The 25,630-nt window shown below is 43.8% G+C and carries 24 protein-coding genes, 5 pseudogenes and 1 riboswitch; of the genes and pseudogenes, 3 read left to right on the top strand and 26 right to left on the bottom strand.

The window, feature by feature from the left end; genetic code table 11:
• The 20 genes and pseudogenes from JCM19037_RS08565 to JCM19037_RS08470 form a co-directional block, all read right to left on the bottom strand.
• Positions 1 to 868: Hsp33 family molecular chaperone HslO (locus tag JCM19037_RS08565; protein ID WP_042399947.1), on the bottom strand; the 868-nt coding region annotated here is incomplete at its 3' end.
• 299 nt (positions 869 to 1,167) lie between these two features.
• Positions 1,168 to 2,019, bottom strand: a complete 852-nt coding sequence (locus JCM19037_RS08560) for an MBL fold metallo-hydrolase (RefSeq protein ID WP_042399944.1) — start codon at positions 2,017 to 2,019, stop codon at positions 1,168 to 1,170.
• 271 nt (positions 2,020 to 2,290) lie between these two features.
• Positions 2,291 to 3,527: pseudogene (purD, locus tag JCM19037_RS08555) on the bottom strand (phosphoribosylamine--glycine ligase).
• An 11-nt stretch (positions 3,528 to 3,538) separates the two neighbouring features.
• Complete coding sequence (gene purH, locus JCM19037_RS08550) at positions 3,539 to 5,074, bottom strand: bifunctional phosphoribosylaminoimidazolecarboxamide formyltransferase/IMP cyclohydrolase (protein ID WP_042399943.1); 1,536 nt, start codon at positions 5,072 to 5,074, stop codon at positions 3,539 to 3,541.
• Between the two features lie 2 nt (positions 5,075 to 5,076).
• Positions 5,077 to 5,649 (bottom strand): phosphoribosylglycinamide formyltransferase, encoded by a 573-nt coding sequence (gene purN, locus JCM19037_RS08545; protein WP_042399939.1) that lies wholly within the window; start codon positions 5,647 to 5,649, stop codon positions 5,077 to 5,079.
• A complete protein-coding gene (purM, locus tag JCM19037_RS08540) occupies positions 5,646 to 6,671 on the bottom strand; it encodes a phosphoribosylformylglycinamidine cyclo-ligase (protein ID WP_042399936.1) in 1,026 nt (341 codons plus the stop codon). Before purM ends, purN begins: the two co-directional genes overlap by 4 nt.
• 11 nt (positions 6,672 to 6,682) lie before the next feature.
• Positions 6,683 to 8,101, bottom strand: a complete 1,419-nt coding sequence (gene purF / locus JCM19037_RS08535) for an amidophosphoribosyltransferase (RefSeq protein ID WP_042399933.1) — start codon at positions 8,099 to 8,101, stop codon at positions 6,683 to 6,685.
• Positions 8,077 to 10,302, bottom strand: a complete 2,226-nt coding sequence (purL, locus tag JCM19037_RS08530; protein ID WP_042399930.1) for a phosphoribosylformylglycinamidine synthase subunit PurL — start codon at positions 10,300 to 10,302, stop codon at positions 8,077 to 8,079. Before purL ends, purF begins: the two co-directional genes overlap by 25 nt.
• Entirely contained in the window at positions 10,286 to 10,972 is a 687-nt protein-coding gene (gene purQ / locus JCM19037_RS08525; protein ID WP_042399927.1) for a phosphoribosylformylglycinamidine synthase subunit PurQ, read from the bottom strand. Before purQ ends, purL begins: the two co-directional genes overlap by 17 nt.
• Positions 10,969 to 11,220 carry a phosphoribosylformylglycinamidine synthase subunit PurS gene (gene purS / locus JCM19037_RS08520; protein ID WP_042399924.1) on the bottom strand — a complete coding sequence of 84 codons (252 nt, stop codon included), beginning with the start codon at positions 11,218 to 11,220 and terminating at the stop codon, positions 10,969 to 10,971. The genes purQ and purS overlap by 4 nt, the downstream gene beginning before the upstream one ends.
• A complete protein-coding gene (gene purC, locus JCM19037_RS08515) occupies positions 11,213 to 11,923 on the bottom strand; it encodes a phosphoribosylaminoimidazolesuccinocarboxamide synthase (protein WP_042399922.1) in 711 nt (236 codons plus the stop codon). Before purC ends, purS begins: the two co-directional genes overlap by 8 nt.
• A 30-nt stretch (positions 11,924 to 11,953) precedes the next feature.
• Positions 11,954 to 13,246 (bottom strand): adenylosuccinate lyase, encoded by a 1,293-nt coding sequence (gene purB / locus JCM19037_RS08510; RefSeq protein ID WP_042399919.1) that lies wholly within the window; start codon positions 13,244 to 13,246, stop codon positions 11,954 to 11,956.
• Positions 13,243 to 14,381, bottom strand: a pseudogene (gene purK / locus JCM19037_RS08505) (5-(carboxyamino)imidazole ribonucleotide synthase). Before purK ends, purB begins: the two are co-directional and overlap by 4 nt.
• Positions 14,378 to 14,866 (bottom strand): 5-(carboxyamino)imidazole ribonucleotide mutase, encoded by a 489-nt coding sequence (purE, locus tag JCM19037_RS08500; protein ID WP_042399916.1) that lies wholly within the window; start codon positions 14,864 to 14,866, stop codon positions 14,378 to 14,380. The pseudogene purK and the gene purE overlap by 4 nt, the downstream one beginning before the upstream one ends.
• Before the next feature lie 88 nt (positions 14,867 to 14,954).
• A riboswitch (purine riboswitch) is annotated at positions 14,955 to 15,056 on the bottom strand.
• A gap of 245 nt (positions 15,057 to 15,301) precedes the next feature.
• On the bottom strand, positions 15,302 to 15,841 hold the full coding sequence (locus JCM19037_RS08495) for a dihydrofolate reductase family protein (protein WP_042399914.1): 540 nt from the start codon (positions 15,839 to 15,841) through the stop codon (positions 15,302 to 15,304).
• A gap of 125 nt (positions 15,842 to 15,966) precedes the next feature.
• Complete coding sequence (locus JCM19037_RS08490) at positions 15,967 to 16,152, bottom strand: NETI motif-containing protein (RefSeq protein WP_042399910.1); 186 nt, start codon at positions 16,150 to 16,152, stop codon at positions 15,967 to 15,969.
• Positions 16,153 to 16,689 (bottom strand): DUF2179 domain-containing protein, encoded by a 537-nt coding sequence (locus JCM19037_RS08485; RefSeq protein ID WP_042399907.1) that lies wholly within the window; start codon positions 16,687 to 16,689, stop codon positions 16,153 to 16,155.
• A gap of 106 nt (positions 16,690 to 16,795) precedes the next feature.
• Entirely contained in the window at positions 16,796 to 17,308 is a 513-nt protein-coding gene (locus JCM19037_RS08480) for an isoprenylcysteine carboxyl methyltransferase family protein (RefSeq protein WP_052363710.1), read from the bottom strand.
• Positions 17,305 to 18,374: pseudogene (locus tag JCM19037_RS08475) on the bottom strand (type III polyketide synthase). The gene JCM19037_RS08480 and the pseudogene JCM19037_RS08475 overlap by 4 nt, the downstream one beginning before the upstream one ends.
• 113 nt (positions 18,375 to 18,487) lie before the next feature.
• Positions 18,488 to 18,778, bottom strand: a complete 291-nt coding sequence (locus JCM19037_RS08470; protein ID WP_042399904.1) for a hypothetical protein — start codon at positions 18,776 to 18,778, stop codon at positions 18,488 to 18,490.
• A gap of 336 nt (positions 18,779 to 19,114) precedes the next feature.
• Between JCM19037_RS08470 and JCM19037_RS22520 the strand changes: the two genes are divergently transcribed.
• Both JCM19037_RS22520 and JCM19037_RS22515 read left to right on the top strand, forming a co-directional pair.
• Positions 19,115 to 19,576: a polysaccharide deacetylase family protein gene (locus tag JCM19037_RS22520; protein ID WP_152548999.1), complete on the top strand. Its 462-nt coding sequence runs from the start codon at positions 19,115 to 19,117 to the stop codon at positions 19,574 to 19,576.
• Between the two features lie 14 nt (positions 19,577 to 19,590).
• Positions 19,591 to 19,860, top strand: coding sequence for a hypothetical protein (locus JCM19037_RS22515; RefSeq protein ID WP_193744705.1), 270 nt, complete (start codon positions 19,591 to 19,593; stop codon positions 19,858 to 19,860).
• A gap of 1,400 nt (positions 19,861 to 21,260) precedes the next feature.
• Here the strand turns inward: JCM19037_RS22515 and queF are convergent.
• The 5 genes and pseudogenes from queF to JCM19037_RS08440 form a co-directional block, all read right to left on the bottom strand.
• Positions 21,261 to 21,757: pseudogene (gene queF / locus JCM19037_RS08460) on the bottom strand (preQ(1) synthase).
• A gap of 22 nt (positions 21,758 to 21,779) precedes the next feature.
• A pseudogene (gene queE, locus JCM19037_RS08455) lies at positions 21,780 to 22,495 on the bottom strand (7-carboxy-7-deazaguanine synthase QueE).
• Positions 22,492 to 22,917 (bottom strand): 6-carboxytetrahydropterin synthase QueD, encoded by a 426-nt coding sequence (gene queD, locus JCM19037_RS08450; RefSeq protein ID WP_042399902.1) that lies wholly within the window; start codon positions 22,915 to 22,917, stop codon positions 22,492 to 22,494. Before queD ends, queE begins: the two are co-directional and overlap by 4 nt.
• Entirely contained in the window at positions 22,917 to 23,579 is a 663-nt protein-coding gene (gene queC, locus JCM19037_RS08445) for a 7-cyano-7-deazaguanine synthase QueC (RefSeq protein WP_042399899.1), read from the bottom strand. Before queC ends, queD begins: the two co-directional genes overlap by 1 nt.
• A gap of 112 nt (positions 23,580 to 23,691) precedes the next feature.
• Positions 23,692 to 24,027, bottom strand: a complete 336-nt coding sequence (locus JCM19037_RS08440) for a hypothetical protein (RefSeq protein ID WP_042399898.1) — start codon at positions 24,025 to 24,027, stop codon at positions 23,692 to 23,694.
• A gap of 159 nt (positions 24,028 to 24,186) precedes the next feature.
• Here JCM19037_RS08440 and JCM19037_RS08435 point away from each other — a divergent pair, with 159 nt between their 5' ends.
• Complete coding sequence (locus JCM19037_RS08435; protein ID WP_042399895.1) at positions 24,187 to 24,957, top strand: methyltransferase domain-containing protein; 771 nt, start codon at positions 24,187 to 24,189, stop codon at positions 24,955 to 24,957.
• 15 nt (positions 24,958 to 24,972) lie between these two features.
• Here JCM19037_RS08435 and JCM19037_RS08430 read toward each other — a convergent pair whose 3' ends face one another.
• Entirely contained in the window at positions 24,973 to 25,575 is a 603-nt protein-coding gene (locus JCM19037_RS08430) for an FMN-binding negative transcriptional regulator (protein ID WP_042399893.1), read from the bottom strand.
• Positions 25,576 to 25,630 lie beyond the last annotated feature (55 nt).

The raw sequence follows: 25,630 nt of genomic DNA, 5'->3' as shown, positions 1-25,630 counted from the left end.
CATTTAATTCCCCCAAAATGAGTTTAATTTCTTCTTCGTTGAACGAGTAATTTCTACCACATCTATTACATGTGGATATTATTGGATCACGAGAGTGAAGATAACCCTTTAGTTCTGCCGCATCTACTGAATGTAACAATCCAAAAAACATTTCCTTGGAGCAGCCACAGAAAAATTGGACGTTACTTTCACCAATAATCTCTCCTTCACCAAAATACTGGTTTAGTAAGCTGAAAATTTCACTGTTAATTAAAGTTTTAGGTTCATTTAATACACATTGTATAGATTGAAAATGTTCTTCTACCTTATTTAAAAGGTGTGTTGGTGATTGAGGAAGTAATTGCGCATATATTCCATAACTGTTTTTTATCTCTTTATTTCCTTGCCAATGAATCGTTGTTTTAATCAACGTTTCTGTTTGGTCGCTTTGTTTAAAGTAATGAGAAAAATCACGATCTAAATCTTGATAAGGCATATCGGTAATCCCTGTAAATTGATTAAAATCATTGGCCTTTATCATCCTGATTGATCCTTTTAAACCGATCAATTCCTTAACAGTCGAATAGTTTTTTGATGACGATAATAAGAAATCATTCGCATAGCCACGCACATTTCCATGTGCATCTGTGTCAACAAAGATTTTGCTTTTAGGGTGGTCAAATGAGAGAGCAGCACTTAAGCGTTGATTACCTTTTAGCGTTGCAGATAATATGCTCATAATCGATATTGAGCTAGCTAAAGCTTCTTTAATGATGGTGTTGGCGTTTTGATTCATGTGTAGTATTTCATTTAGTAAGCTCGTATTGTTTATAAGATAAAGCCTTACTTGTTTGTTAAAGATTAACGCTTTTATAATCCGGTTTTGCACTTGCAATCATTCCTTACGTTAGCTAATTAATTTTAACTATAAATCATTACGTAACGTAAGGTTCAAGGAAAAATTATTAACATTATTATCCTTTTACTTTAATTTAAAAAAGTTTAATAGGGTGAAGTTCATAATTCTCAGCTATAGCCTCCCAATACTTCCATGCCCCCAAAAAGGAGTGCCCCACAAATGGTCAAATGAGTTAAGTTGCATAGCATTCTCACCGAATACCTTGCTTAACTAAATCTCTAATGCCATAGAAAAGAGCTCCCCTTTTTATAGGGAGCTCTTTTCGTTCATTATGCCTTTGATTCAATTAAAACATCGTTAACGAATGCTTCTATAAATAACATTTCATTATCCGTTGGCTCTCTTCCTTCAAGTAACCGGAAAGTATTTATTGAATCGGCGAAAGAACGTGTGTGAGCTGCTCTCGAAGAGGAGGCTAACTCGCGCCAATATAAATTCATCTCTTCATTGTCGCAAACTGACTCATGACCTAGAACAGTCCAATCCACTTCGTATTTCTTTGCATCCTCTATCATGGCATCGATAGAGTTGTGACTATAATGAAATAACGAATCCGTTGTTTTTCCGTATGTTGCATCACCGAAGAAAACGACTCTTTCCTTAGGATTATAGACTACGGTAGCATCTTCTGTATGTGTGCTAGCCATCTCTTCGATTACACAAAGCATATTCCCCAAATCAACAGTCAGTTGGTGATCAAAAATTACATCCGCATCTTTTAGTTGGAAAGTATCTCTATCATTTAACTCAGTTTTTACTACTTCTGAAAAGATTGAACCTACGTTTTGTTCACGTTCAATTTCAGCTAAACCTTCATCTGAAAAAGAGCAGTTCTTCCATAATTGAAGTTTCTCATTCGTTTTCTTACTCACAATGAAAGCTGCCTCGTATTCATTCACACCGAGAAAGTGATCCCAATGTGCATGAGTCACAACGACATATTTTATTGCCGGTAACCGTAACCGTTTCACTTCACTGATCAATTCTTGCGCGTGTAATGATGAATTCCCTGCATCCACGACTAAACTTGCATTTTCTCCACAAATCACACCTAACGCCGGTCTTTCTTTTTTATCATCATTTATTAAATAGTACGTATTTGCTGTTATTTTTTGCAACATAAGTTTTCTCCTTCAACATAATCATCTTGGCAATTATCGTTTGAGAAAACCTACATGTATTGAAACATTTATAGATTTTCTCGTTTATTTCACATTTACCATTGGGTGAAACCTCCTTCTTATATATTTAAATAGTATAGTTATTTAGCAGAAATTTCAATCACATTATAAAACCCTTAGTCACCCCTGAATATATCCAGGTTTATGACTAAGGCGATCCAACCATTGAAAGGGATTAATGAGTTATTTTAAAGGGGTAGAACTACCTTTACTAGAAAGCACGATAAGCAATATCACGACGATAATGGTATCCATTCGTATCTAGCTGCTCGATTCGCTCGTACGCTTTCGCTTGAGCTTCTTGAATCGAAGGAGCTTTACCGAGTGCAATGTATACACGGCCACCGTTACTTTTTAGCGCAGCACGTTCACCAGTAACACCTGCGTAAAACACGTTACCGCTCGGGGCAGTCGGAACTGCGAGTCCTTTTTCATAATGAGCAGGGTAACCATTAGCCGCAAGTACGACGCCAACAACGGCATCATCGCTCCACTCAATTGTCGGTGCCTCCTCATTTAAAATAGCGATGATCACATCAACGAGATCACTTTCCATACGTGAAAGAACAACTTGTGCTTCAGGGTCACCGAAACGGGCATTAAATTCTATCGTTTTTGGACCGTCAGCGTCATCATTAATCCTGCGTAAAGAACTCCCGTAAAGGTGTTCCTTCTTGAATCATCGCTTTAGCGGTTGGAATAACAATCGTTTCAATTGCACGATCAATTTGCGCTTGATCAATATGAGGTACAGGTGAATACGCCCCCATCCCGCCTGTATTTGGACCAAGATCGGCATCAAACGCACGTTTATGATCTTGTGACTCAGCAAGTGGCACGACCGTGTCGCCATTGACGAGTGCAAGAATTGATACTTCTTCGCCTTCAAGAAATTCTTCAAGGACGACTTTCGCACCGCTTCCGAATGTATCATCGAGTAATATATCACGAAGCGCATGCTCGGCTTCCGCTAACGTTGTTGCAACCGTAACGCCTTTACCAGCTGCAAGACCGTCCGCTTTAACGACAATCGGAGCACCTTGTTCTTTCGTATAGTGAATGGCTTCATCGAAATCAGTAAAAACACCGTACTGGGCTGTTGGAATTTCGTAACGGTGCATGAGGTCCTTCGCAAACGCTTTACTACCTTCGATTTGAGCTGCTTGTTTACTCGGACCAAACACGACTAAACCCGCTTCTTTGAACGCATCAACGATCCCTGCTGCAAGTGGCGCTTCTGGTCCAATAACGGTTAATTCAACGTCTAGCTCTTTTGCTTTATGAATGAGTGCTTCATGATCCGTACTATCAATGGTTACACATGTGGCAACGTCTTCCATCCCTGGGTTCCCTGGTGCCACGTAAACCGTGCTGACACGCTTACTTTGTGCGAATTTCCAAGCCAATACGTGTTCACGTCCGCCATTCCCAACGACTAAAATGTTCATTCTTGGTCCTCCTATGCGTGTCTAAAGTGGCGCATGCCGGTAAATACCATCGCAATGCCCGCATCGTTTGCTGCTTGAATCGATTCTTCATCGCGAATCGAACCACCTGGCTGAATAATCGCAGTAACCCCTGCTGTTGCCGCAGCTTCAACGGTGTCTTTCATTGGGAAGAAGGCGTCAGACGCAAGTGCGCTTCCTTTTGATAACTCACCTGCTTGTTTAACGGCAATATCACATGCGCCAACTCGGTTCATTTGTCCAGCACCTACACCAACAGTGCGATCACCATTCACGAGTACGATAGCATTGGATTTTACGTGTTTGACAACGCTCCATGAAAGCTTCAAACTCTTCCACTCTGCTTCGGTAGGTTCACGGTCGGTTACGACTTCAATGTTCGCATCGTCAAACCCGGCACGATCATCATCTTGAACGAGTAGACCACCTTGAACGGACGTAATCATTTGTGCGTCGTTTGATTTTGTTGATGTGTTTACTTTCAGAAGACGAATGTTCTTTTTCTTTTGTAGAATAGCAAGTGCATCTTCGCTATAATCTGGAGCAATAATCACTTCTAAGAATATGTCTGCAAGCTTATTTGCTGTTGCAACGTCGACGGTTTCATTCACCGCAACAATTCCACCAAAGATCGAAACAGCATCGGCTTCATACGCTTCATTAAAAGCTTCTTCTAACGTCTCACCAATGCCAACACCACATGGGTTGGTATGTTTTACTGCAACCGCTGCAACCGTGTCTTTGAATTCTGAGACGATTGCAAGCGCTGCGTCAGCATCATTTATGTTATTGTACGATAGTGCTTTGCCGTGCAATTGAATCGCATTGGCAAGCGACGGCGAAGCCGGAAGCGGCGTTTCGTAAAACGCTGCCTGTTGATGTGGATTTTCGCCGTAACGAAGTGTTTCTTTATGTTCATAAGTGAGCGTTAAGCTTTCTGGATATTTCTCGCCACTTTCTTTCGTTAAGTATTCAGCAATTAAGGCGTCGTAACTCGCTGTGTGACGGAACACTTTTGCCGCAAGGCGACGTTTTGTCGTCATGCTTACTTCACCTTTGGAAAGCTCTTCAAGAACAACGTCGTAATCGTTCGGGTCGGTTACAACCGTCACACTTTCATGGTTTTTCGCAGATGCACGAAGCATCGCTGGTCCACCGATGTCAATGTTTTCAATTGCATCTTCAAACGTTGTATTCGCCTTTTTAATCGTTTCTTTAAACGGATACAAATTGACAACGACGAGATGAATCGGAGCCATTCCTTGTTCTTCAAGAGCTTTCATATGCTTATCATCGTGTTGCTTTGCAAGCAATCCACCATGAATGGACGGGTGCAACGTTTTTACACGACCTTCTAAAATCTCTGGAAAATCGGTCACATCTGAGATGCCAATTACATCAACCCCAGCATCTTGCAAGGCTTTTTTCGTACCGCCTGTGGAAATAATTTCGAAACCGAGTTCAAGAAGTTGTTTGGCGAAAGATGCCACTCCTGTTTTATCACTTACGGAAATGATTGCGCGTTTCATCGTTAAGCTTCCCCTTCCTTAAAAACCGTTTGTAGCGTTTTTGGATACAGTTGATGTTCAAGTTGTTGAATACGCATAGCGAGTTGTTGTTTCGATTCGTTTGGATGGATCGCAAGTGCTGCTTGCGCAATGATCGGTCCTGTGTCCATCCCACGATCAACATAATGAATGGTCACTCCTGTTTCCTTCGCACCATCGTCAATCGCCTGGCCAATGGCATCTAACCCTGGATAGTGTGGTAGAAGTGACGGGTGAATGTTGATGATGTTCCCTTCATAGTTCGAAAGCAAAACCTCACCAATTAAGCGCATATAGCCTGCGAGTACAATCCATTCCACTTCGTGGATGTGTAACTTTTCAAGCAATGCACGCTCGAAATCGGCTTTTGAGTCAAATTGTTTTGGAGAGAATTGATACGTCGTTACCTCATACTGTTCTGCTTTTGAGAGAACACCTGCATCACGTTGATCACTAAACACAAATGCGGGTGTACCGCCTAATTCACCGTTTTGAACCGCTCTTAAGATCTGTTCAGCATTGCTTCCTGATCCTGATGCGAAAATGGCAAACTTCACGAGTTTACACCTTGGATAACGAGCGTATCGCCAACCGTTACTTCGCCAATCGTAATCGCACCTTCTAGACGATCGAGTACAACTTGTTCGTCTTCTTTTTGCACGGCCATTACGAAACCAATTCCCATGTTAAACGTTCCATATAAATCATGATCAGCCAATTGCCCAACGTCTTTTAAAAACGAGAAGATTGGCAACCGTTCCCAACGACGAGGATCAATGGTTGCACTAAGACCGCCTGGCAACATGCGTGGAATGTTCTCATACAAACCACCACCTGTAATATGGGCCATTCCTTTAATCGCATCGGTTTGTTGAATGATCGGTAGAACGTCACGAACGTAAATGCGCGTTGGCGTGAGTAGTTCTTCAATGAGTGGTCGATCGAACGGTTCGTACGTCTCATGATAGTTCAAATTATGATCAGCAATTAGCTTACGTACGAGCGAAAAACCGTTGCTATGAACCCCCGATGATGGCAAAGCAATGAGTACATCGCCTTCTTTGACGTCTTCATTCGTAACGATGTTCGCTTTCTCTACTGCGCCAACCGCAAAACCTGCAAGATCGTATTCCTCTTCATCATACATGCCTGGCATTTCTGCTGTTTCGCCTCCGATTAATGCGCTTCCAGCTTCTACACAGCCGTCACTTACACCTTTGACAATTTGCTCAATCCGTGCAGGATCGGCTTTACCCGTAGCAATGTAATCAAGGAAATACAATGGTTCAGCACCTTGTGCTAAAATGTCGTTCACACACATCGCTACCGCATCAACCCCAATGGTATCATGACGATCCGCTTGAAATGCGAGCATTAACTTCGTTCCAACTCCATCGGTTCCTGAAACGAGGACGGGCTCTTTCATATTCAGCATTGAAAGATCAAACATTCCTCCAAAACCACCAAACGTACCCATAATCCCTTGGCGTTCCGTACGCTTGATATGCTTTTTCATTCGTTTTACCGATTCATAACCAGCTTCAACATCAACACCAGCTTGTTTATATGCTTCACTCAACGCGATTCCTCCTACTCCATGCCTACGGTTACAAGTTCTTTTTTTGTATTAAAAATTGCCGTCGGGTATACATCTGTAAAGCACGCTAAACATTGTCCACAGTTTGGCTGTGAATCATCGCGGCCAATTCCTGATTTCAAGCCGTCTACGCTTAAGAAACTTAAAGAATCAGCACCCATCATTTCCCGCATTTCCTCTATACTTAAGTTCGCTGCAACAAGCTCACCACGACTTGACGTATCGATGCCGTAAAAACACGGACGAATAATTGGCGGTGCACTAATTCTTACGTGGACTTCTTTTGCACCGGCTTCTTTTAATAATCGAACAATTCGCTTACTCGTTGTCCCACGGACGATTGAATCATCAATCATGACGACTCGTTTGCCTTCAACGACTCCGCGTACCGCCGAGAGCTTCATCTTAACCCCTTGTTCACGAAGTTCTTGGGAAGGTTGAATAAACGTACGACCCACATAACGATTTTTAATGAGACCAAGCTCATATGGAATGCCCGTTTGTTCTGCATACCCAATCGCTGCTGAAATGGATGAATCAGGTACACCCGTCACTACATCCGCTTCAATCGGTGCTTCTTTGGCCAACTGCTTACCGAGTTGTTTTCTCGCTGTATGCACGTTAATGCCATCTAAATTTGAATCCGGACGAGCAAAGTAAACGTACTCCATACTGCAAAGCGCACGATCTTCAGCTTCAGTAAAGCGAGAAGAATGCATCCCGCTCTCATCGAAAATAATCATTTCTCCAGGAGCGACTTCACGTTCATACGTTGCACCGATAATGTCAAAGGCACACGTTTCAGAAGCAACAACGTACGCATCACCAATCCGCCCGAGTGAAAGTGGACGAAGTCCATGAGGATCTTGGGCGACGATCAGTTCTTTTTCAGTCATCACTGCAAACGCGTAAGCTCCAATTAATTGAGGGAGTGCCGCGTGAAGTTGTTTACGAAGGTTCGTAGAACTTTGGCGCTTCAACAAGTGAGCCAACACTTCTGTGTCCGTCGTCGTTTGAAAGATGCTGCCTTTACGTTCAAGGTCACCTTTTAAAATTTGATAGTTTACGAGATTTCCGTTATGCGCGATCGCCATGCCGCCGTCTTCTGAGCGGAAGTGAAGCGGCTGAACATTCTCAATGCCGCCGCCTCCTGCTGTTGCATAACGTACGTGTCCGATCGCATGGTTGCCTTTTAAGCGCTCAATGTCTCCAGGGCCAAATGCTTCAGTCAGAAGTCCAACACCTTTGTGTGCATACAATTGCTCTTTATCGCTAGAAATGATGCCTGCACCTTCTTGCCCACGGTGTTGCAAACTATGCAAACCATAGTAAGAAAGCTGTGCCGCTTCATTGTGGCCCCAAATCGCAAACAGTCCACACTCTTCGTTTAAGCCTTTGATTTCAGCAAACATGGAATGGCTCCCTTCCAAATGCGAGTTAATTCTTCAGTTGACTCGTTGATGTACGACTGACCAGAATCATCATTCACAATCACTTGTGCATCGTCGGTTATATGACCAATTGCTCGTGCTTCTGGCATGAGTGATTCGAACTGTTCTGCATCACTTGCTCTAACCGTAAACACATAACGTGAAGGTGCTTCTGAGAATAGCGTGTTTGCGTCTTTGGAAAGCGTTATGTTAAGCCCTAAAGACGTGCCCATGACTTTCTCTGTAAGTGCTACTGCTAAACCACCCTCAGCTAAATCGTGTGCCGACTGAACGATTCCTGCTTGAATTGTACGTAATACCAATTCTTGACGACTCGCTTCAACATCCAAATCAATTTTTGGCACAATACCGTAAATATTATCGTCTTGCATCAGTTGAAGCTCGCTACCACCAAAGTGTGCTGAACCTTCACCAAGGACATAAACGAGGTCTCCAGCTTGTTTTGCTTGTTGCGTCGTAATGTGAGCGGTATCTTCAATAAGACCGACCATACCGATAATCGGCGTTGGATAAATTGCTTCCCCTGAAGTCTCATTATAAAGCGAGACGTTTCCGCTAATGACTGGCGTTGAAAGCGTACGGCAAGCATCACTCATGCCTTTCGTCGATTCTTTCATTTGCCAGTAGATGTTCGGTTGTTCTGGGCTGCCGTAGTTCAAACAGTCCGTGAGTGCAAGTGGTTTCGCTCCTGAACAGACAATGTTACGCGCAGCTTCTGCAACGGCAAGCTTGCCTCCATTTTCTGGGTCAAGCTTAATGTAGCGACTGTTACCGTCCATCGTCATCGCAAGCGCTTTTTTCGTTCCACGAATGCGAAGAACCGCTGCATCAGATCCTGGTACTACAACAGTATTCGTTTGTACCATATGATCGTATTGATCATACACCCATTCTTTAGAAGCGATTGTTGGGCGTTGCAATAGGTCTTTGAGTGTTTCGTTGTAATCGGTGATTGACGCTGGCTTCCAGTCTTTTGCTTGGTTCTCTTTAAATGAAGCCGGTTCAATTGACTCAACTTCATACACTGGAGCATCGTCTGTTAATGCCGTTACAGGTACATCAGCAACCACTTGACCGTCAAAATAGAGCGTTAAATTGCGATCATCGGTTACCTCTCCGATCGATGCGACATCTAGGTCCCACTTTTCGCAAATCTCTTCAATTTCAGACTCATGACCTTTTTTCACGACGAGTAACATCCGCTCTTGTGATTCTGAAAGCATCATTTCGTATGGGGTCATATTCTTTTCACGTTGTGGTACGAGATTGAGGTTCATGTTGATACCAGAACCGGCTTTGCTTGCCATTTCTGCAGAAGAACTCGTAAGACCCGCTGCACCCATGTCTTGAATCCCGACGAGTGATTCCAATTCAACGAGCTCTAAACATGCTTCAAGTACTCGCTTTTCCGTGAACGGGTCACCAACTTGAACCGACGGACGCTTCGCTTGAGACTCTTCGTTCAGTTCTTCTGAAGCAAACGTCGCCCCGTGGATGCCGTCGCGCCCTGTACTTGCTCCAACATACATGACCGTGTTTCCTACACCGGCAGCGACGCCTTTTTGCAAGTTGCTATGATCGATTAACCCCACACACATCGCATTCACAAGTGGATTGCCATCGTATGAGCGATCAAATTGGACTTCACCACCAACGGTCGGTACACCTACACAGTTGCCATAACCGGCAATTCCCGCAACAACTTCTTCAAACAAGTAACGTACACGCGGTGTATCAAGAGGTCCGAAACGTAGCGAGTTTAAGAGCGCGATTGGACGAGCACCCATGGAGAACACGTCACGTAGAATACCACCAACCCCTGTTGCTGCCCCTTGATACGGTTCAACCGCTGATGGGTGGTTATGACTTTCAACTTTGAAAACGACTGCTTGCTCATCACCGATGTCTACAACACCAGCACCTTCTCCCGGTCCTTGTAGGACGTGGGGTCCATCAACTGGGAATTGGCGAAGCAATGGTTTGGAATGCTTGTAGCTACAATGTTCTGACCAGAGTACACTGAACATACCGATCTCGGTATAATTAGGTTCACGGCCGATTAAATTCACAATTCGCTCGTACTCGTGATCTTTCACGCCCATCTCTTGATAGAGTTTCTCTTCTTTAATGTGTGATGGTGTTGGTTCAGTTTGTAACAACATTCATTTCCCTCCAATGGCGATAAACACTCGTAAACAATTGACGTCCGTCTTCACTACCAAGCCATGCTTCCATCGCGCGTTCTGGATGTGGCATCATTCCAAGAACATTACCCTCTTCGTTTTGAATACCGGCAATTTGAGATTTTGATCCGTTCACATCGTTCACATACGTGAAAACAATCTGGTTGTTATCCTGTAACTTTTGAAGCGTCTCATCGTCGCATTCAAAGTTTCCTTCTCCGTGGGCAATCGGAACTTGCAGCACATCTCCTTCTGCATATTCCGATGTAAAACGAGTGCTATGATTCTCAATTTTTAGACTGACCGTACGGCAAATAAATTTCAAGTCTTTATTGCGCTTCATTGCGCCTGGGAGTAAGCCTGCTTCTTGAAGAATTTGAAATCCATTACAAACGCCTACAATTGATTTTCCTTTTGCCGCTTCTTCACTCACACTCTTCATAACAGGTGCAAAGCGTGCGATCGCTCCAGTACGAAGATAATCGCCATATGAAAAGCCGCCAGGAATAAAAATTGCATCGTAATCGGCTACGCTACTAGCCGTATGAGGAACAAATTCAACCACATCAGCAGCGGTGAAATCTTTCACGGCGTGAAACATGTCTGTATCACAGTTTGATCCTGGGAAAACGATGACAGCGGCCTTCATACCGTTGCCTCCCGCTCTACTTTGTAGGTGTAGTTCTCAATCACTGGATTGGCAAGTAGTTGTTCACACATCGCTTCAATACGTGTCTCTAATCCTTCTCCATCTTTCACCTTCAATTGGATCCACTTTCCGACACTCACCTCTTCGACTCCTTCGTAGCCAAGTGATGATAAAGAATGTTCTACCGCTTTACCTTGTGGATCCAATACGCCTTCTTTAAGTGTGATGTATACGTGCACGTTAACCATGAACAACGCCTCCAATGCGCTCTAATATTGTTTCGTACCCTGCTGTAAGTGAACCGAGTTCATAACGATACAAATCTTTGTCTAATTTCTGTCTTGTGTCACGATCCCAAAAGCGGCACGTGTCTGGTGATACTTCATCAGCCAAAATGAGTTCGCCGTCTTTCGTCATTCCAAACTCTAATTTAAAGTCAACGAGCAACAAATTCGCAGATTCACAGATTGGAAGAAGCGTATCATTTGTTAGCAATGCCAAACGCTTCATTTCTTCCAACTGTTCCGTCGATGCTGCTTCTAGGAGGGAGATGTGCTCCTCGGTAACAAGCGGGTCACCAAGAGCATCATCTTTATAATAAAACTCGACAATCGGACGCTTTAGTTCAATGCCTTCATCCCAACCGAGGCGTTTTGCAAGGCTTCCAGCAGCGATGTTTCGAACGACCACTTCTAAAGGAATAATCGTTGTTGGTTTCACGAGTTGTTCGGTTTCGCTTAAGCGTTTAATAAAGTGTGTGGGAATTCCACCTTGTTCAAGAAGCGGAAAAAACAATGATGAAATCTCGTTATTAAGTCTTCCTTTTCCTTCGACGATGTCATGTTTGACTCCATTAAATGCGGTCGCATCGTTTTTGTACTGAATTCGAAGTTGATCACTGTTCTCGGTTGTGAATAATTGTTTCGCTTTACCTTCATATAGAAGTGTCATACCGTTTCCCTCCAGAAGTTCATCTACGTTTTAGAGTCCAACACGCTCAAACAAGACGTCGACATTTTTCATATGATGTTTTTCATTGAAGCACTCATCAAGATCTGCATCCGTTAATACGTCTGTAATCTTCGGTTCTGCTTCAACAAGCGTTCGAAACGGCACGCGTGTTTCCCAAGCTTCCATCGCTTTTGGTTGAACGATGTCATACGCTTCTTCTCGCGCCATGCCACGGTCAATAAGTGTTAACAGAACACGTTGAGAATAGATTAAACCGAACGTTTTCTCCATATTTTCTTTCATGTTTTCCGGATAGACCGTCAACTCATCAACAATCTTCGTAAAACGATTTAGCATGTAATTAAGTAAAATCGTGCTGTCTGGCAAAATGATTCGCTCTGCCGATGAATGCGAAATATCACGCTCATGCCATAGTGGCATATTCTCAAATGCTGTCGTAACGTGACCACGAATCACACGTGCAAGACCGGTCATGTTCTCTGATCCAACAGGATTTCGTTTATGTGGCATCGCAGATGAACCTTTTTGACCTTTTGCAAAAAACTCTTCAACTTCACGAGTCTCTGTTTTTTGGAGGTTACGAATTTCAACAGCTATCTTCTCAATACTCGTCGCAATAAGCGCAAGTGTAGATACGTAATGCGCGTGTCGATCTCGTTGAAGTGTTTGTGTGGAAATTGGCGCGGCTTGAATTCCTAATCGCTCGCATACGTGCGCTTCAATCTCTGGTGGAATGTTCGCAAACGTTCCGACCGCCCCTGACATCTTACCGACACGAACGCCTTCTGCTGCCTGGTCAAAGCGATCAAGATTTCGTTTCATTTCTGCATACCAAAGTGCGAGTTTCAATCCAAATGTCGTTGGCTCAGCATGAACGCCGTGTGTACGTCCCATCATTAACGTATAACGATGTTCGTTCGCTTTTTTACCGAGAACATCAATAAAACGTTCAAGATCTGCACGCAGAATTTCGTTCGCTTGCTTCAAAAGATACGAAAGTGCTGTATCAACAACATCTGTTGACGTTAATCCGTAGTGCACCCATTTACGCTCTTCACCGAGCGTTTCAGATACTGCCCGTGTAAAGGCGACAACATCGTGACGTGTACTTGCTTCGATTTCGTGAATACGATCCACATCAAATGAAGCGTTTTTGCGGATCTTCTCAACGTCTTCTTTTGGAATGTCTCCAAGCTCAGCCCAAGCTTCACAAGCGGCAATTTCAACTTCTAACCATGCTTGAAAACGATTTTGCTCCGTCCAAATACTTCCCATTTCTTCTCGCGTGTAACGTTCAATCATTGTGTTGCCTCCATTGTATGTGTACGTATGTGTAGTTGTAATGATCGTTCTAGCGCTTCTTCAACCGTTGCTGCGATAATGTTCACATGACCCATCTTTCGTCCAGGCCGAGCTTCGCTTTTCCCGTAAAGATGAAGGAATGCATCCGTAAATTCTGGAATCATCTTTATTGCTCGTTCCACGTGTTCACCAAGAATGTTATCCATAATGACTGGGTGATACAACTTTGGTTTCACGAGCGGCCAGTCGCAAATTGCACGAACGTGTTGCCCGAACTGAGAGACGTTGCAACTGTCCATCGTGTAATGTCCAGAGTTATGTGGTCTTGGCGCAAGTTCATTCACGTAAATCTCACCGCTCATTGTATAGAACATTTCTACGGCAAGCGTGCCAACGAGTTCAATGCTGTTCGCAAACGCTTCTGCCATTTGTACCGCTCGCTTTTTTGCGTCTATACTAATTCTTGCAGGCACAATCGTTCGTTTAAGAATGTTATCTTCATGAATGTTCTCAGCAACTGGGAAGGTTTGAAGTTCACCTTTTAGATTGCGCGTAACGATGACACTAATCTCTTTTTCAAAAGACACAAATCCTTCAACAACAAGTTCTACACCCTCACGGTAGAGCTCTTGAAATGCTTGATCGCTTTCTTCTCTTGAATGTATCACGTATTGCCCTTTTCCGTCATAGCCTCCACGGCATGTTTTAAGAACAGCTGGAGTGCCTAAAACGTCGATGGCTGCTGTTAAATCATCCTTAGACGTAATTGCTTTGTACGGCGCGACGGTTAATCCCGCTTCTTCTAACGCTTCTTTCTCACGTAAGCGATGTTGTGTTGTCTTTAATAACGTTATCCCTTGCGGCAACTTTCCAGCTTCTTGCAAAATCGTTGCAGTGTTCGCATCTACGTTTTCGAATTCAAAGGTAACAACATCACTCACTGCGGCTAATGCTTTACTGCTTCTTCGTCATTATACGCACCGACAATTTCAATATCAGCGACTTGTGCTGTAGGAGATCCAGCTACAGGTTCAAGCACGGCAATCTGATATCCCATCGCTTTCGATTCGAGCGCCATCATTCTGCCAAGTTGTCCGCCACCTAGAATACCGATCGTTTGGCCAGGTGTAATCATGATTGTACCTCCTGATTGGCAAGTACATCGTTTTTCTTCGCTTCTCTTCTTGCTTCTAACTTGTGTGCAAGCTTTCGGTCCCAAACGCTAAGCATTTGTGCTGCAAGCAATCCAGCATTCTCAGCTCCTGCTTCACCGATCGCTACTGTCGCAACTGGTACGCCTTTTGGCATTTGTACGATACTTAACAGTGAATCCCATCCACTTAACGTCTTGGATTGTACAGGCACACCAATTACTGGCAATGTCGTTTTCGCCGCAACCATCCCAGGAAGATGCGCCGCACCGCCTGCTCCGGCAATAATGACTTTCAATCCACGTTCTCTTGCAGATGATGCGTAGTCAAACATATAATCAGGCGTACGATGGGCCGATACAATCCGTTTCTCATACGGAATGTGTAATTCTTCTAAAATTTGTACCGCGAACTTCATCGTCGGATCATCGGATGTACTTCCCATGATTACGCCAACATCAACAGTCATTCTAAACGCTCCTATCTTTAGGCATATCAAAGAACCCGCTGTCTTATTCATTCGAGCACCGGGAGGAGACATGTTGCCATAGACGTACGACAACCATTTGTCTCCTCATAGTCCAGCCATTTACGGTAGCCAGGTAGAAACTTTCGAGCCATATTCTCGAATTTATATGAGGTATCTTGTGAAAGATCAATGAAATGCCTTACTCTTCTTCTATCGTAGTATGCGTCAGATTAATTGTCAATGTAAACTCGAATATTTACCAATATTGATAATCGATCGTTCGGATATTGGCTAAATAAAACGAATGTCAACTGCTTTAAGCATCATTCTTATCACGAAAGAGCATTGCATTAACCCAAGTAGTTCCTATGTTGCAACACAAAAAAACAAACGAATGGCTCGTTTGATATTACATGCGTAGATATAATGATTCTTTTACAATCGGTCAACCACATAATGCAATTCTACAAACTGATTAAACGTCTGCACTTGTTTTAATGACAAGTTATGTTTTGAATTCATTTCCGGAAACAACCGTACGCCTTTACCAATGAGTTTTGGGGCAACCGTTACAGTGATTTCATCGAGAAGATCTGCTTTCAAGAATGAAGAAACTAGCTCACCGCCACCGACGAGCCAAATGTTCTTTCCACTTTCTTGTTTTAATTGGTTAACGAAGGATTCAAGATCTTCATGAACACGCTGAACGGACGGTTCACCGTCAAGGAATTGGTTTGTAAACACGAATGTTCGTTTATCTTGATAAGGAAAGCCTTCGTTAATCGTTTCTTTTTTGACCCAATCGTACGTTTTTCTGCCCATTAAGACTGTATCAACCGTCTCATAAAAGGCAGAAATCCCATTGTCGCCTTCACCATCTACTTCGAATAACCAGTCAAGTTGTTCATTCTCAGTCGCAATATAACCGTCTAAACTAACCGCGATAAATAACACAACACGTCTTTGTCCACACACCGAAATCCCTCCACTTCATCTTCTTAAGCGGAAACCTAATCTACCGATAGAATAGGGTTCGTTTTTTCTATACATAAAAGCTGATCTGAACTTATCTTGAAGACAAGCTCAGATCGGTTGAACATCTAATCTTTAGCGACCGCCTCAAACACAATCTTTTGCGCTTTAACGGTTACATTTTGTTCACGATCTTCTGTAAAGATTGGCTTTTCTATTCGCTTTACGGGTCGATAGCCTTCTTCGTCAATTCTCGCTAAACAATCACCAATCGTTTCATTGTCTACAACTTCAAATGTTTTCTTTCGGGCCATTTATCTTCGCAATCCTTTCACCCAGAACCCGCCGAAAAATGCTTTTGGCTCATGGGAAATGATAAAAGCTTTCGGATCAAGTAACTTCACTGTATCATAAAGTAGCTTCTCACTTCGACGAGAAGTCAAAATCTCCATCATTAACCGTTCGCCTTCTCGTCCGTATGCCACCCAGTTGGTTACTCCGTAGCCTTTATCACGCAATTGGTTAGGAATGTCTGGCTCGTATTCTTTCGTGATGACGTTCACTGTAATGTAGCCTAGGGCGAGCTTTTCTTCAATCTTGATGCCTGCAATCACACCAATGCCGTACCCGAGTGCATAGGCCGTCACGTGAAAGACGGAAGTCATGTTATCCAAAACGATGCCTAAACCGGTCACGTAAACGACAATTTCAAACATCCCTGCACTTGCTGCTAGTAGTTTCAAGTTTTTCAAGGTTAAGATTAAACGAAGCGTTAACAAACTAACGTAGACAATATTAATCGCAAATATAATAAAAACGACACTCCACGCATGTTCCATTAACTCATTCATTCGGCGGCGCCCTTACCCCCTAAGTTTTCATTTCCGCCAAAATATATCATGAAATGGAGCAAACGGATAGGGGATAAAAAACGCTATTTCCGACAAGGAGCGACGTTTATTTCTTCGGGATTCCAAGTGCCTCTTCTTCTTTCGGAATTCGCACAAAGTACAAGAACAAGAAATTCAGCACCGAGAAAACCGCCATCGTAATGTACGCTTGAAAAATCAGTGGGAGGATGAGGATTTCAAGAATGACAACCACATAGTTCGGATGCTTCAAAAACCGGTACGGTCCTTCTGCCACTCGCTCCCCGTCAGGAACAACGAGGATTTTCGTGTTCCAAAAACGGCCTAATGTCAACAACACCCATAACCGTAATCCTTGTATGGCAAGAAACACGAGAAGTAATAGCTGCCATACCGGGGAGAGAGGAAACCCTCGCCAGAACACTTCACTGATTAAGGTTACGAGAAATAACACGTGCATGCCTACCATATATGGATAGTGCCGGGCTCCGTATTCGATCGCACCTTCGTCTTTAGTCAGTCGCTCATTTCGTTTCGCAACTTGAAGTTCAACGACACGTTGGAATATGACCCAACTCATCACAATGAGAAATAAAATCATCGCTCTTCTCTCCATTCAACCCACAATAATTCAGAACAAAATCCTGGGCCAAGTGCCGTCACCAAACCTTGTTCTCCCGCTGTCGGTCCACGATCGATAATCTCTTTGAACACGTAAAGTACTGTAGGTGAGCTCATGTTGCCATGATTTCTCAGCACCTCTCTTGCTGGCTCGGTATGTCCGCTAGGTAGCTGCAGCGATTGTTCATACGCCGTGAGAACTTTTTTGCCCCCTGGATGCGCGACGAACTGATCGATATTCTCTTTTGAGCGGTCAATGGCGGATAGAAAGCTACTCACATTCTCATCTAACCAGTCGGTCACAATCGAAGGAATGTCTCTTGAAAAAACGACATGCAATCCGGTATCACTTACGTCCCACCCCATCACCCGTAAAGAATCAGGCATGAGCGTCGACCTCGTATGTGTAATGACAGGCACATGCGTATGCCGGGACTTCACTTTCTCCCCTTGCATTAATACACAAGCGACCCCATCAGAGAACAAAGATGTGCCGATCAGATTACTTTTGCTTTGATCGTTCGGTTGAAATGTCAAACTACATAGTTCAATACAAAGAATGAGCACTCGCGCCTCTGGAAATGCACGGCAATACTCATATCCGCGGGACAGCCCAGCAGCACCTCCTGCACAACCTAACCCCCAAATTGGAATTCTTTTTGTGTGTGGACTCATGTTTAGCCGATTCATAATTCTTGCATCCAAAGACGGGGTAGACACCCCCGTACTTGTTACACAAAAAATGGCATCGATCTCAGCTTCGTCACATGTGCGTCTTGCAAACACTTCGAAATCGCTTTATGCCCAAGATCAACAGCTTTTTCTATGAACGTATCATTTTTCTCTCCGAATGAATGGGCTTCAGAATACCAATCGATCGGCATGACAAACTGTCTGTTCACAATGTCACCATTATCAAACACTTGCAACAGTCGATCGATATCTTTATACCGATCTTTAAATATCCGTCTAGCAAACGATGCAATCTCTTTTTGAGATACATTGTTCTCGGGCATTACCGTTGCAATCGCTTCTATTTTCGACAACCTCTCCACCTCAATGCGCATGACTTTATTCTAAGCATCACCAAAAGTGGAAGATTTATGTACAAAAAATAAAGGGCATTGCTGGTGGTCAATGCCCTTCATCTATTGTTCTATTATACTTCGTCGTCTTCTTCGTCATCATCTGCGCCAAGTGGATCTTCATCGTCTTCCTCACCTAGCGGATCTTCGTCTTCTTCACCTAATGGATCTTCGTCATCTTCACCGAGTGGATCTTCTGCAGGCTCATCTGCTGGTTCATCCATTGGCTCATCGTCGAGACCATCTTCTGCAGGCGCTTCATCAATGCCACCTTCTGGCTCTTCTGGGGCATCTTCCCCGCATGCTGCTAACATACCTACTGAAAGGATTGCCGATAGTGCTCCGTATAGAAGTTTTTTATTCATGATCAAACACTCCTCATTCGATTCGTATTGGCTAACCTCTTGTTGTTAGCTGTGAATATCATATCAACGAAACCAGCCTTCGCCTAGAGGTTCTGCGGATTTTTGATTTTGCTTTACTTTTTCTCACAATACTGACATCTGTATGCAATCAAAACGATACATCGCAATCCCTCCATTCGCGGGAATGCTCCCGTTGTGTCAAGCCCCTGCCCCGTTGTGCCCTCTATTATCTGTTACGAGTGTAACCTCCCATTAATCTTTAATTCGAGAGTAATCCCCCCTCAACCAGGGCATACTCCGAGGGTACACATAACTTTCTTTGAAAGGATGAAATGATTGAAACGTACATGGATCACCTTAATGGCGCTTCTTCTGTGCGCAATTCCTACTATTGTAAACGGGCAAACTGACGAAGCAAGACAAGGAGAGACACTTCCTGAACTTGCAGATGCATACCCAGGTGTGATTTTGATAAGAGGCAACCCTGATACGAATCAGATTGCATTGACCTTTGATGATGGCCCTGATCCCCGTTTTACAGAAACCGTGTTGAATACGCTTGAAGACTACGGAGTACAAGCTACATTCTTTGTCATCGGTGAACGGGCCGAAGCAAATCCTGACTACATTCGCCGCATTCAAGAAGAAGGTCATGAACTTGGAAATCACACACTTACCCACCCTAATTTGACGGATTTAACTGCCGATCAAATGCAAACTGAAATTGAGCAAACAGATGAGATCATCGAGCAACTCGTCGGCTATCGACCACACTCTTTCGCCCGCCGTATGGCATGATTCTCGATTCACAAATGGAACGTCTCGAACAAATGGGCAATTATGCAGTGGGTTGGACGGTTGATCCAAACGATTGGCAAGAAATTTCTGCAGAAGAGGTGACAGAGCGAGTACTAGCAGACACGACCGCAGGCGGGGTTATTCTGCTGCACGATGGCGTAGATGAGCCATCTCTCACGGTCAATTCACCTGAAGCCTTAAACGAATTGATTCCAAGACTTCAACAAGCCGGCTTTCAGTTTGTCACAGTTGCAGAATTGTTCGAAGTGTCGAATGAGAAATAAGTGAAACGCTGATTAGCGATATAGTTTATGAGCTTTTTCATAAAAAGCATAAGGCAACATCAAGTATATCTATACCGTTTATAAACGGTAAGCTAGTTGTAGTGTTAGTGGCGAAATGTGATGACGTCGAAGCTCACGGTCTGTGCCGCACAGCACGATACTCATATTTGTTCGGAAACAAAAAAGCTTATCTTCATCTATAAAAGGACGCGCACCGCTTGCGCATTGATTTTCATTGAGGACAAGGTCGATCACTCTCTGTAACTCTTTATGCAACCATTCCGGGGATGGATGATGGACCCCGCTTCAGAACCCGACTCTATGAAGCAATCGACCAGATCGTAAACCGAAATGCATTTTAACGCCAAAAGAAAACGCACGTGACGCAGCGAATAATAGTGCCATCGCTTTTATATCGTTGAGGTGGTGTTTACTCATAACCACCTCTAGTTGTAAAGAATTTAGGTATATTTAGGAGATCGGTGATCTATATAGGATGAACTTAAGATTTTCCTAATTACACAGTTTGTTGTTGCTTTCCACTTTAGGCGGATACTTGCACTCCAGAGCACAAGGGCAACATGGTGCTGTCTCTACTTTGGATGGATGCTCGATATTGGTAATTTCTAGGAGATCTGCGATCTAGATCACGCCCAAAATGGTCTAGATCACGGTAAAAAGACTGTTTTTCTCATATATTGGATGATCTAGATCATTTTCATGGTGATCTAGATCATTTTTCACTGCTTTCAGCACCAGCGGTGCTAATGCTTGCTTGTTTTTGGGAATCTTTAGGAGACCGGCGATCTAGATCACCTCCCGGAACCATCTAGGTCAATTGAACGTAAGGTTTTCCTGATTTGCGCTGTTGGGTTGGAGGAGGAGGAGCGCGGTGCTAGTTTGCCTAGTTTAACGATTTTGGCTCTCATTTTGCTAAACTCCTGCGCAGTTTGTTCCAACTTGCGCGCAGATTCCAGGCTGATGTGCCAACGACACGTCGGCCCCGCCGGGGCCGAAACAAAACCGGACTCGGTTCGGCGCGGCTCGCGCCGACAGCTTGTGGATACTTCAGAGCGAGGATGTACACGTGACTTTGTGATCTGTTCCCTCGTTTATGAGAAAATATCGCTTTTCCAGCGATTTTACCGAACTTGAGAACAGTTTCCACTTTGCCAAGCTCACCATTGGCCCTTGCAGAAACATGTTAGTGCAACTAATCTAGATCGCCGCTGAATTCCAATATCCCTCCAAATAAGTCCAGGCGCAAAAACTCAAACGGTTATCCAGCGCCCACCGACGGAAAGCGGCGCGACCGGTCTGTGCCGCCGATCCCCCTTATACAGCACACCCAAAAGAAAACGCACACGGCGCTTGGCCGTGTGCGTTTTTACTTTTTACTTTTATCGATTAGTAATCGTTTCCGGGTAAAGGTCATGGTATAACAAACGTTGTTCTGCCATGTTCTCGAACTTCGTACCCGGTTTGCCATAATTTACATACGGGTCAATCGAGATGCCACCTCGCGGCGTAAATTTCCCCCATACTTCTATATAACGAGGTCCATTAACTCAACGAGATCGTTAACGATGATGTTGATCGCATCTTCATGGAAATCTCCATGATTACGAAAACTAAACAAGTATAATTTTAACGATTTGCTCTCGACCATCTTTACGTCAGGGATATAGCTAATATGAAGCGTAGCAAAATCCGGTTGACCTGTGATCGGGCATAACGTCGTAAATTCCGGGGTGTTAAACTTCACGAAATAATCCCGGTTTTGATGTTGATTCTCAAACGTCTCAAGAACTGCTGGATCATACTCAAAAGAATATGCGGTCCCTTGATTCCCAAGCTGTGTAATTTCTGGTAAATCTTCTTTTCCTCTTCCAGCCATGGAGAAGCTCCTTTATTTCAATTTACACGCCTTGCTTGTTGCCCCAAATGAGTGCATGGATTTGCGGCAACACACGCACATTGTTCAGCTCTCTGTCTTCCATTACGGTGTCTACAAGCCATTCATAACGATGAAGCAAGTGGTCCCGAAGTTTCTCAGGTTGATTCTCGTGCAAATCGTCATTACCGACTTGCAAATAAAAAGGCATGCGCGGATACCGTTGATGTACCTGTTTCGCATACGCCAAATCTCCATCGTTAAAGATCACGACTTTGAGCGATTGCGAACCTTCACTTCGCGATGATAACCGCTCAACAAACAAGTCCAACTGCTCGAAGTTCGTAACCATGGTCGAACTCGGCGGCTTTGGTGAGATGGTCACATCGTCAATACTGAGGAGCCAGTCTTGCCAGTAACTCCCTTGGGTTTCCACCGCAGTTTGAATTCCTCGATCTGTAAGAAGTTCTACGAGCTCACCAATGCTTTATGGAGCGCTGGGTTTCCACCAGAAATCGTTACATGATTATAACGATCTCCACCGGTGTCGTCCAAACGTTCCAACACACTTTCTGCCGATAGCGCTTCTGCCTTTTGACTGCCATCCCACGTAAATGCGGAGTCACACCACGAGCAACTATAATCACACCCACCTGTACGAACGAACATCGTCTTTTGCCCTGCAACCATACCCTCTCCTTGAACCGTCGGCCCAAAGATCTCTAATACAGGAATTTTCATCGATGCTCCTCCTGTTTCGGACGATAAATCGCATAGCTTGTTGGGGTTTCCCTCACGATGACTTGCAGACAAAACGGTCGGTGCGCCTCTTTAGACAAAAGTTCATCGACTTGGTCCCAAATGACACTTGCCACAACTTCTGTCGTCGGTATACCTGCCTTGAACTCCGGATGTTTATTAAGAAGTGAATGGTCAAAACGACCATGCACTTGTTTTTTTAGTTCCTTAAAATTTATTAAAAATCCAGTGCTGTCAAGCTCATCTCCAGCAACGGTCACATTTACAAAATACGTATGTCCGTGCATTTCTTGGCAAATGCCGGCACTCGGATCGTCAATAAAATGCGCAGCAGCAAAGTGCATATCTTTATTCAACTCATAACGATAGTCATGTTGTACTTGCGGGTAAAACTGCTGAAGCATTAGCGATCACTACCTTTACGCTCGAGATACTTGTTTAGCCCAAGTTGTCTTAACTCACATGCTGGACATTCGCCACACCCATCACCTTGAACACCGTGGTAGCATGTTAATGTCCGCTCACGTACATAATCGAGCCTACCTAAATCATCCGCTAACTTCCACGTTGCTTCTTTATCCAGCCACATGAGAGGAGTATGAATAACGAAAGTGTCGTCAATCGCAAGGTTTAGCGTTACATTTAAAGATTTAACAAACCCATCACGACAATCAGGATAGCCACTATAATCGGTCTCACACACACCTGTAATGATATGATTCGCCCCACGTTGCTGACCGAAAATCGTAGCAAACGTTAAGAAAAGCAAGTTACGGCCTGGCACAAACGTGCTCGGTAACTCACCCTCTCCTCCATCAGTCACATCAATATCTGAACGAGTGAGTGCATTCGGAGCAAGTTGGTTCAACAGATCCATATCAAGAATATGATGCTCGACGCCTACGTCTTTCGCGATCGCCTTTGCGACATTCAATTCTTCACTATGACGCTGACCATACGCAAACGTAACCGCATAGACCGTTTCAAAACGCTCTAATGCCCAAAAAAGACAAGTTGTGCTATCTTGTCCCCCACTAAATACGACGACTGCTTTTTCACGCTTCATCACATACCCCTCCTTTCTATCAGTAAAATAGTCAATCTATATTATCATACAGGTATTTTTCATAAAAATAAAGACGTATGCGACCCTCATTTTTGTGACAGTTTCTCCCACGTTACCTTTGAATTTCATAGCGGTCGACGATTTCTAAGAGCTGCTCTTGATCTGTAGAAATCGGTGTAATTCTTTCCACTTGGCGATCATTTTGAGCAACATGGATGACAAAGTACCCCGCACCGTTATGAGCTAAATAAAACGTAGGGTTGCCTGATGTATATTGTGTGCCTGTTCCGAGATACTGGTACGTATAATACTTCCAATTTGATTCCTCAAAAATACTCGCTTCTAACGCCCGTTCTTGATGCACCGTAGAGATATAGTGAATCGGAACGTACAATAACAACATTGCAAGCAGCATACCGGTGATCCAATAGATGGGTGTCTGTTTCACTAGTAACTCCTCCTAAACCGTATCTCGTACACTCTATGTCGATGTCTACTAGATTAGAACGCGCATCCGTTTCAGTTTTTGTCGGATTTCTTTGCATCATTTCTATTGGCTTTTTCGTAGATTTTCCATATACTATGTAATTAAAGAGGAGTGGTGTTCATGAACGCAAAAGTATGGGATCCTTCCCTTTATGACGATACAGCTGCCTACGTTTCCAGGTATGGCAAAGACTTATTAGAAGAGTGGTTAGCTCCTAAAAAAGGGGAAACCATTCTTGACCTTGGCTGTGGTACGGGCGAGCTCGCTGACCGCATTACCCAACTCGGCGCAACCGTTCACGGAATTGATTCATCTAGCTCTATGGTTGAAACGGCGAAGGCAAAGTATCCAAACCTATCATTTGAAGTAGCCGATGCGAAAGAATTCAAAGTCGACCAGCCTGTTGACGCTGTTTTCTCAAATGCGGCGCTTCATTGGATGACCGAACCTGATCCAGTCCTTCAATCGGTATCTAAATCACTAAAGCCAGGTGGTCGGTTTATTGGAGAGATGGGTGCTCAAGATAACATCGCAACCATTATTGCCGCTGTGAATATGGCTTTTGTAGAGATTGGGCAAGAACCGATGCCGACGATTTTCCCATGGTACTTCCCGAGTTTAGGAGAGTACACATCTCTACTAGAGAAACACGGTTTTGTCGTAGAAAAAGCTGTCTACTTCAATCGTCCGACACCGCTCGTCAACGGTGCAGAAGGACTGAAGATTTGGATGCAAAACTTTGCTGATCCACTTTTGCAACCTCTAGAACCTGAAATTCGTGAAGAAGTGTTAGAACGAACTATACAGTTTGCTGAACCGGCCCTTCGTGACGGCGACCAATGGTATGCCGATTACGTTCGCCTACGTTTTAGTGCATATAAAGAAGAATAACCTGAACATATCAGGTTATTCTTCTTTATTTTTCTCGTTTTCCTTCATTCGCTTCGCGATCTGTTGGTCATCTTCTCGCTCAGATTGTTGCAATTTCGCAATCACACGCCGCTGGCGATCTCGTGAATGGTTTTGGCTCAGCTTAGATTTACCTTGCAATTCTGTTATTTTCATTTTAAAGCCAACAACGCCTTTTTTCATGCCTTCAATATAGTCACTGTCTTCCAGAAAAGTGTCTTCATACGTGAGCACGAGCTGTTTTAATGCGTCATGCAGCTCATCATCTCGCAAGTATTCCATCGTTCCATACACATGTACGCTCTCATAATTCCATGTAGACACTGCTTTTTGGGTTTCATACCATGAAGAAGAAATATAGCTGTGTGCACCGAGGAAAATTGCGAGTGCACGCTGCCCTTCAATCGTTTTCCATTGATGATTGGCTCTTGCAAAGTGCCCGATCAAATGCGCTTTGTTTTCATCTAGAATGAGCGGTACGTGTGTCGCTTCAGGTATACCGTCTACATCGAGTGAAACGAGAGAAGCAAACGGATATTGCTGCACAAAAGCATAGACTTCATCTTCATCCTTCATTGCAAAATGCTTAGGAATGTACATGGCCACCTCCCGAGTGTAAGATTCATTACAATCATATCGCGTTTAAACCATATAT

Source organism: Geomicrobium sp. JCM 19037 (genome assembly GCF_000698105.1).
Lineage (GTDB): Bacteria > Bacillota > Bacilli > Bacillales > Marinococcaceae > Geomicrobium_A.
Note: the sequence above shows the minus strand (reverse complement) of the source record. Positions and strands in the feature narration are given on the sequence as shown.

Excerpts from the sequence above, each read along its gene's own strand:
- JCM19037_RS08560 (WP_042399944.1), bottom strand. The coding sequence starts at position 2,019 with ATGTTGCAAAAAATAACAGCAAATACGTACTATTTAATAAATGATGAT.
- purH (WP_042399943.1), bottom strand. The coding sequence starts at position 5,074 with ATGAAACGCGCAATCATTTCCGTAAGTGATAAAACAGGAGTGGCATCT.
- purF (WP_042399933.1), bottom strand. The coding sequence starts at position 8,101 with ATGTTTGCTGAAATCAAAGGCTTAAACGAAGAGTGTGGACTGTTTGCG.
- purL (WP_042399930.1), bottom strand. The coding sequence starts at position 10,302 with ATGTTGTTACAAACTGAACCAACACCATCACACATTAAAGAAGAGAAA.
- purQ (WP_042399927.1), bottom strand. The coding sequence starts at position 10,972 with ATGAAGGCCGCTGTCATCGTTTTCCCAGGATCAAACTGTGATACAGAC.
- purS (WP_042399924.1), bottom strand. The coding sequence starts at position 11,220 with ATGGTTAACGTGCACGTATACATCACACTTAAAGAAGGCGTATTGGAT.
- purC (WP_042399922.1), bottom strand. The coding sequence starts at position 11,923 with ATGACACTTCTATATGAAGGTAAAGCGAAACAATTATTCACAACCGAG.
- purB (WP_042399919.1), bottom strand. The coding sequence starts at position 13,246 with ATGATTGAACGTTACACGCGAGAAGAAATGGGAAGTATTTGGACGGAG.
- purE (WP_042399916.1), bottom strand. The coding sequence starts at position 14,866 with ATGACTGTTGATGTTGGCGTAATCATGGGAAGTACATCCGATGATCCG.
- JCM19037_RS08490 (WP_042399910.1), bottom strand. The coding sequence starts at position 16,152 with ATGGCCCGAAAGAAAACATTTGAAGTTGTAGACAATGAAACGATTGGT.
- JCM19037_RS08485 (WP_042399907.1), bottom strand. The coding sequence starts at position 16,689 with ATGAATGAGTTAATGGAACATGCGTGGAGTGTCGTTTTTATTATATTT.
- JCM19037_RS08480 (WP_052363710.1), bottom strand. The coding sequence starts at position 17,308 with ATGATTTTATTTCTCATTGTGATGAGTTGGGTCATATTCCAACGTGTC.
- JCM19037_RS08470 (WP_042399904.1), bottom strand. The coding sequence starts at position 18,778 with ATGAATAAAAAACTTCTATACGGAGCACTATCGGCAATCCTTTCAGTA.
- JCM19037_RS22515 (WP_193744705.1), top strand. The coding sequence starts at position 19,591 with ATGGAACGTCTCGAACAAATGGGCAATTATGCAGTGGGTTGGACGGTT.
- queD (WP_042399902.1), bottom strand. The coding sequence starts at position 22,917 with ATGCTTCAGCAGTTTTACCCGCAAGTACAACATGACTATCGTTATGAG.
- queC (WP_042399899.1), bottom strand. The coding sequence starts at position 23,579 with ATGAAGCGTGAAAAAGCAGTCGTCGTATTTAGTGGGGGACAAGATAGC.
- JCM19037_RS08435 (WP_042399895.1), top strand. The coding sequence starts at position 24,187 with ATGAACGCAAAAGTATGGGATCCTTCCCTTTATGACGATACAGCTGCC.
- JCM19037_RS08430 (WP_042399893.1), bottom strand. The coding sequence starts at position 25,575 with ATGTACATTCCTAAGCATTTTGCAATGAAGGATGAAGATGAAGTCTAT.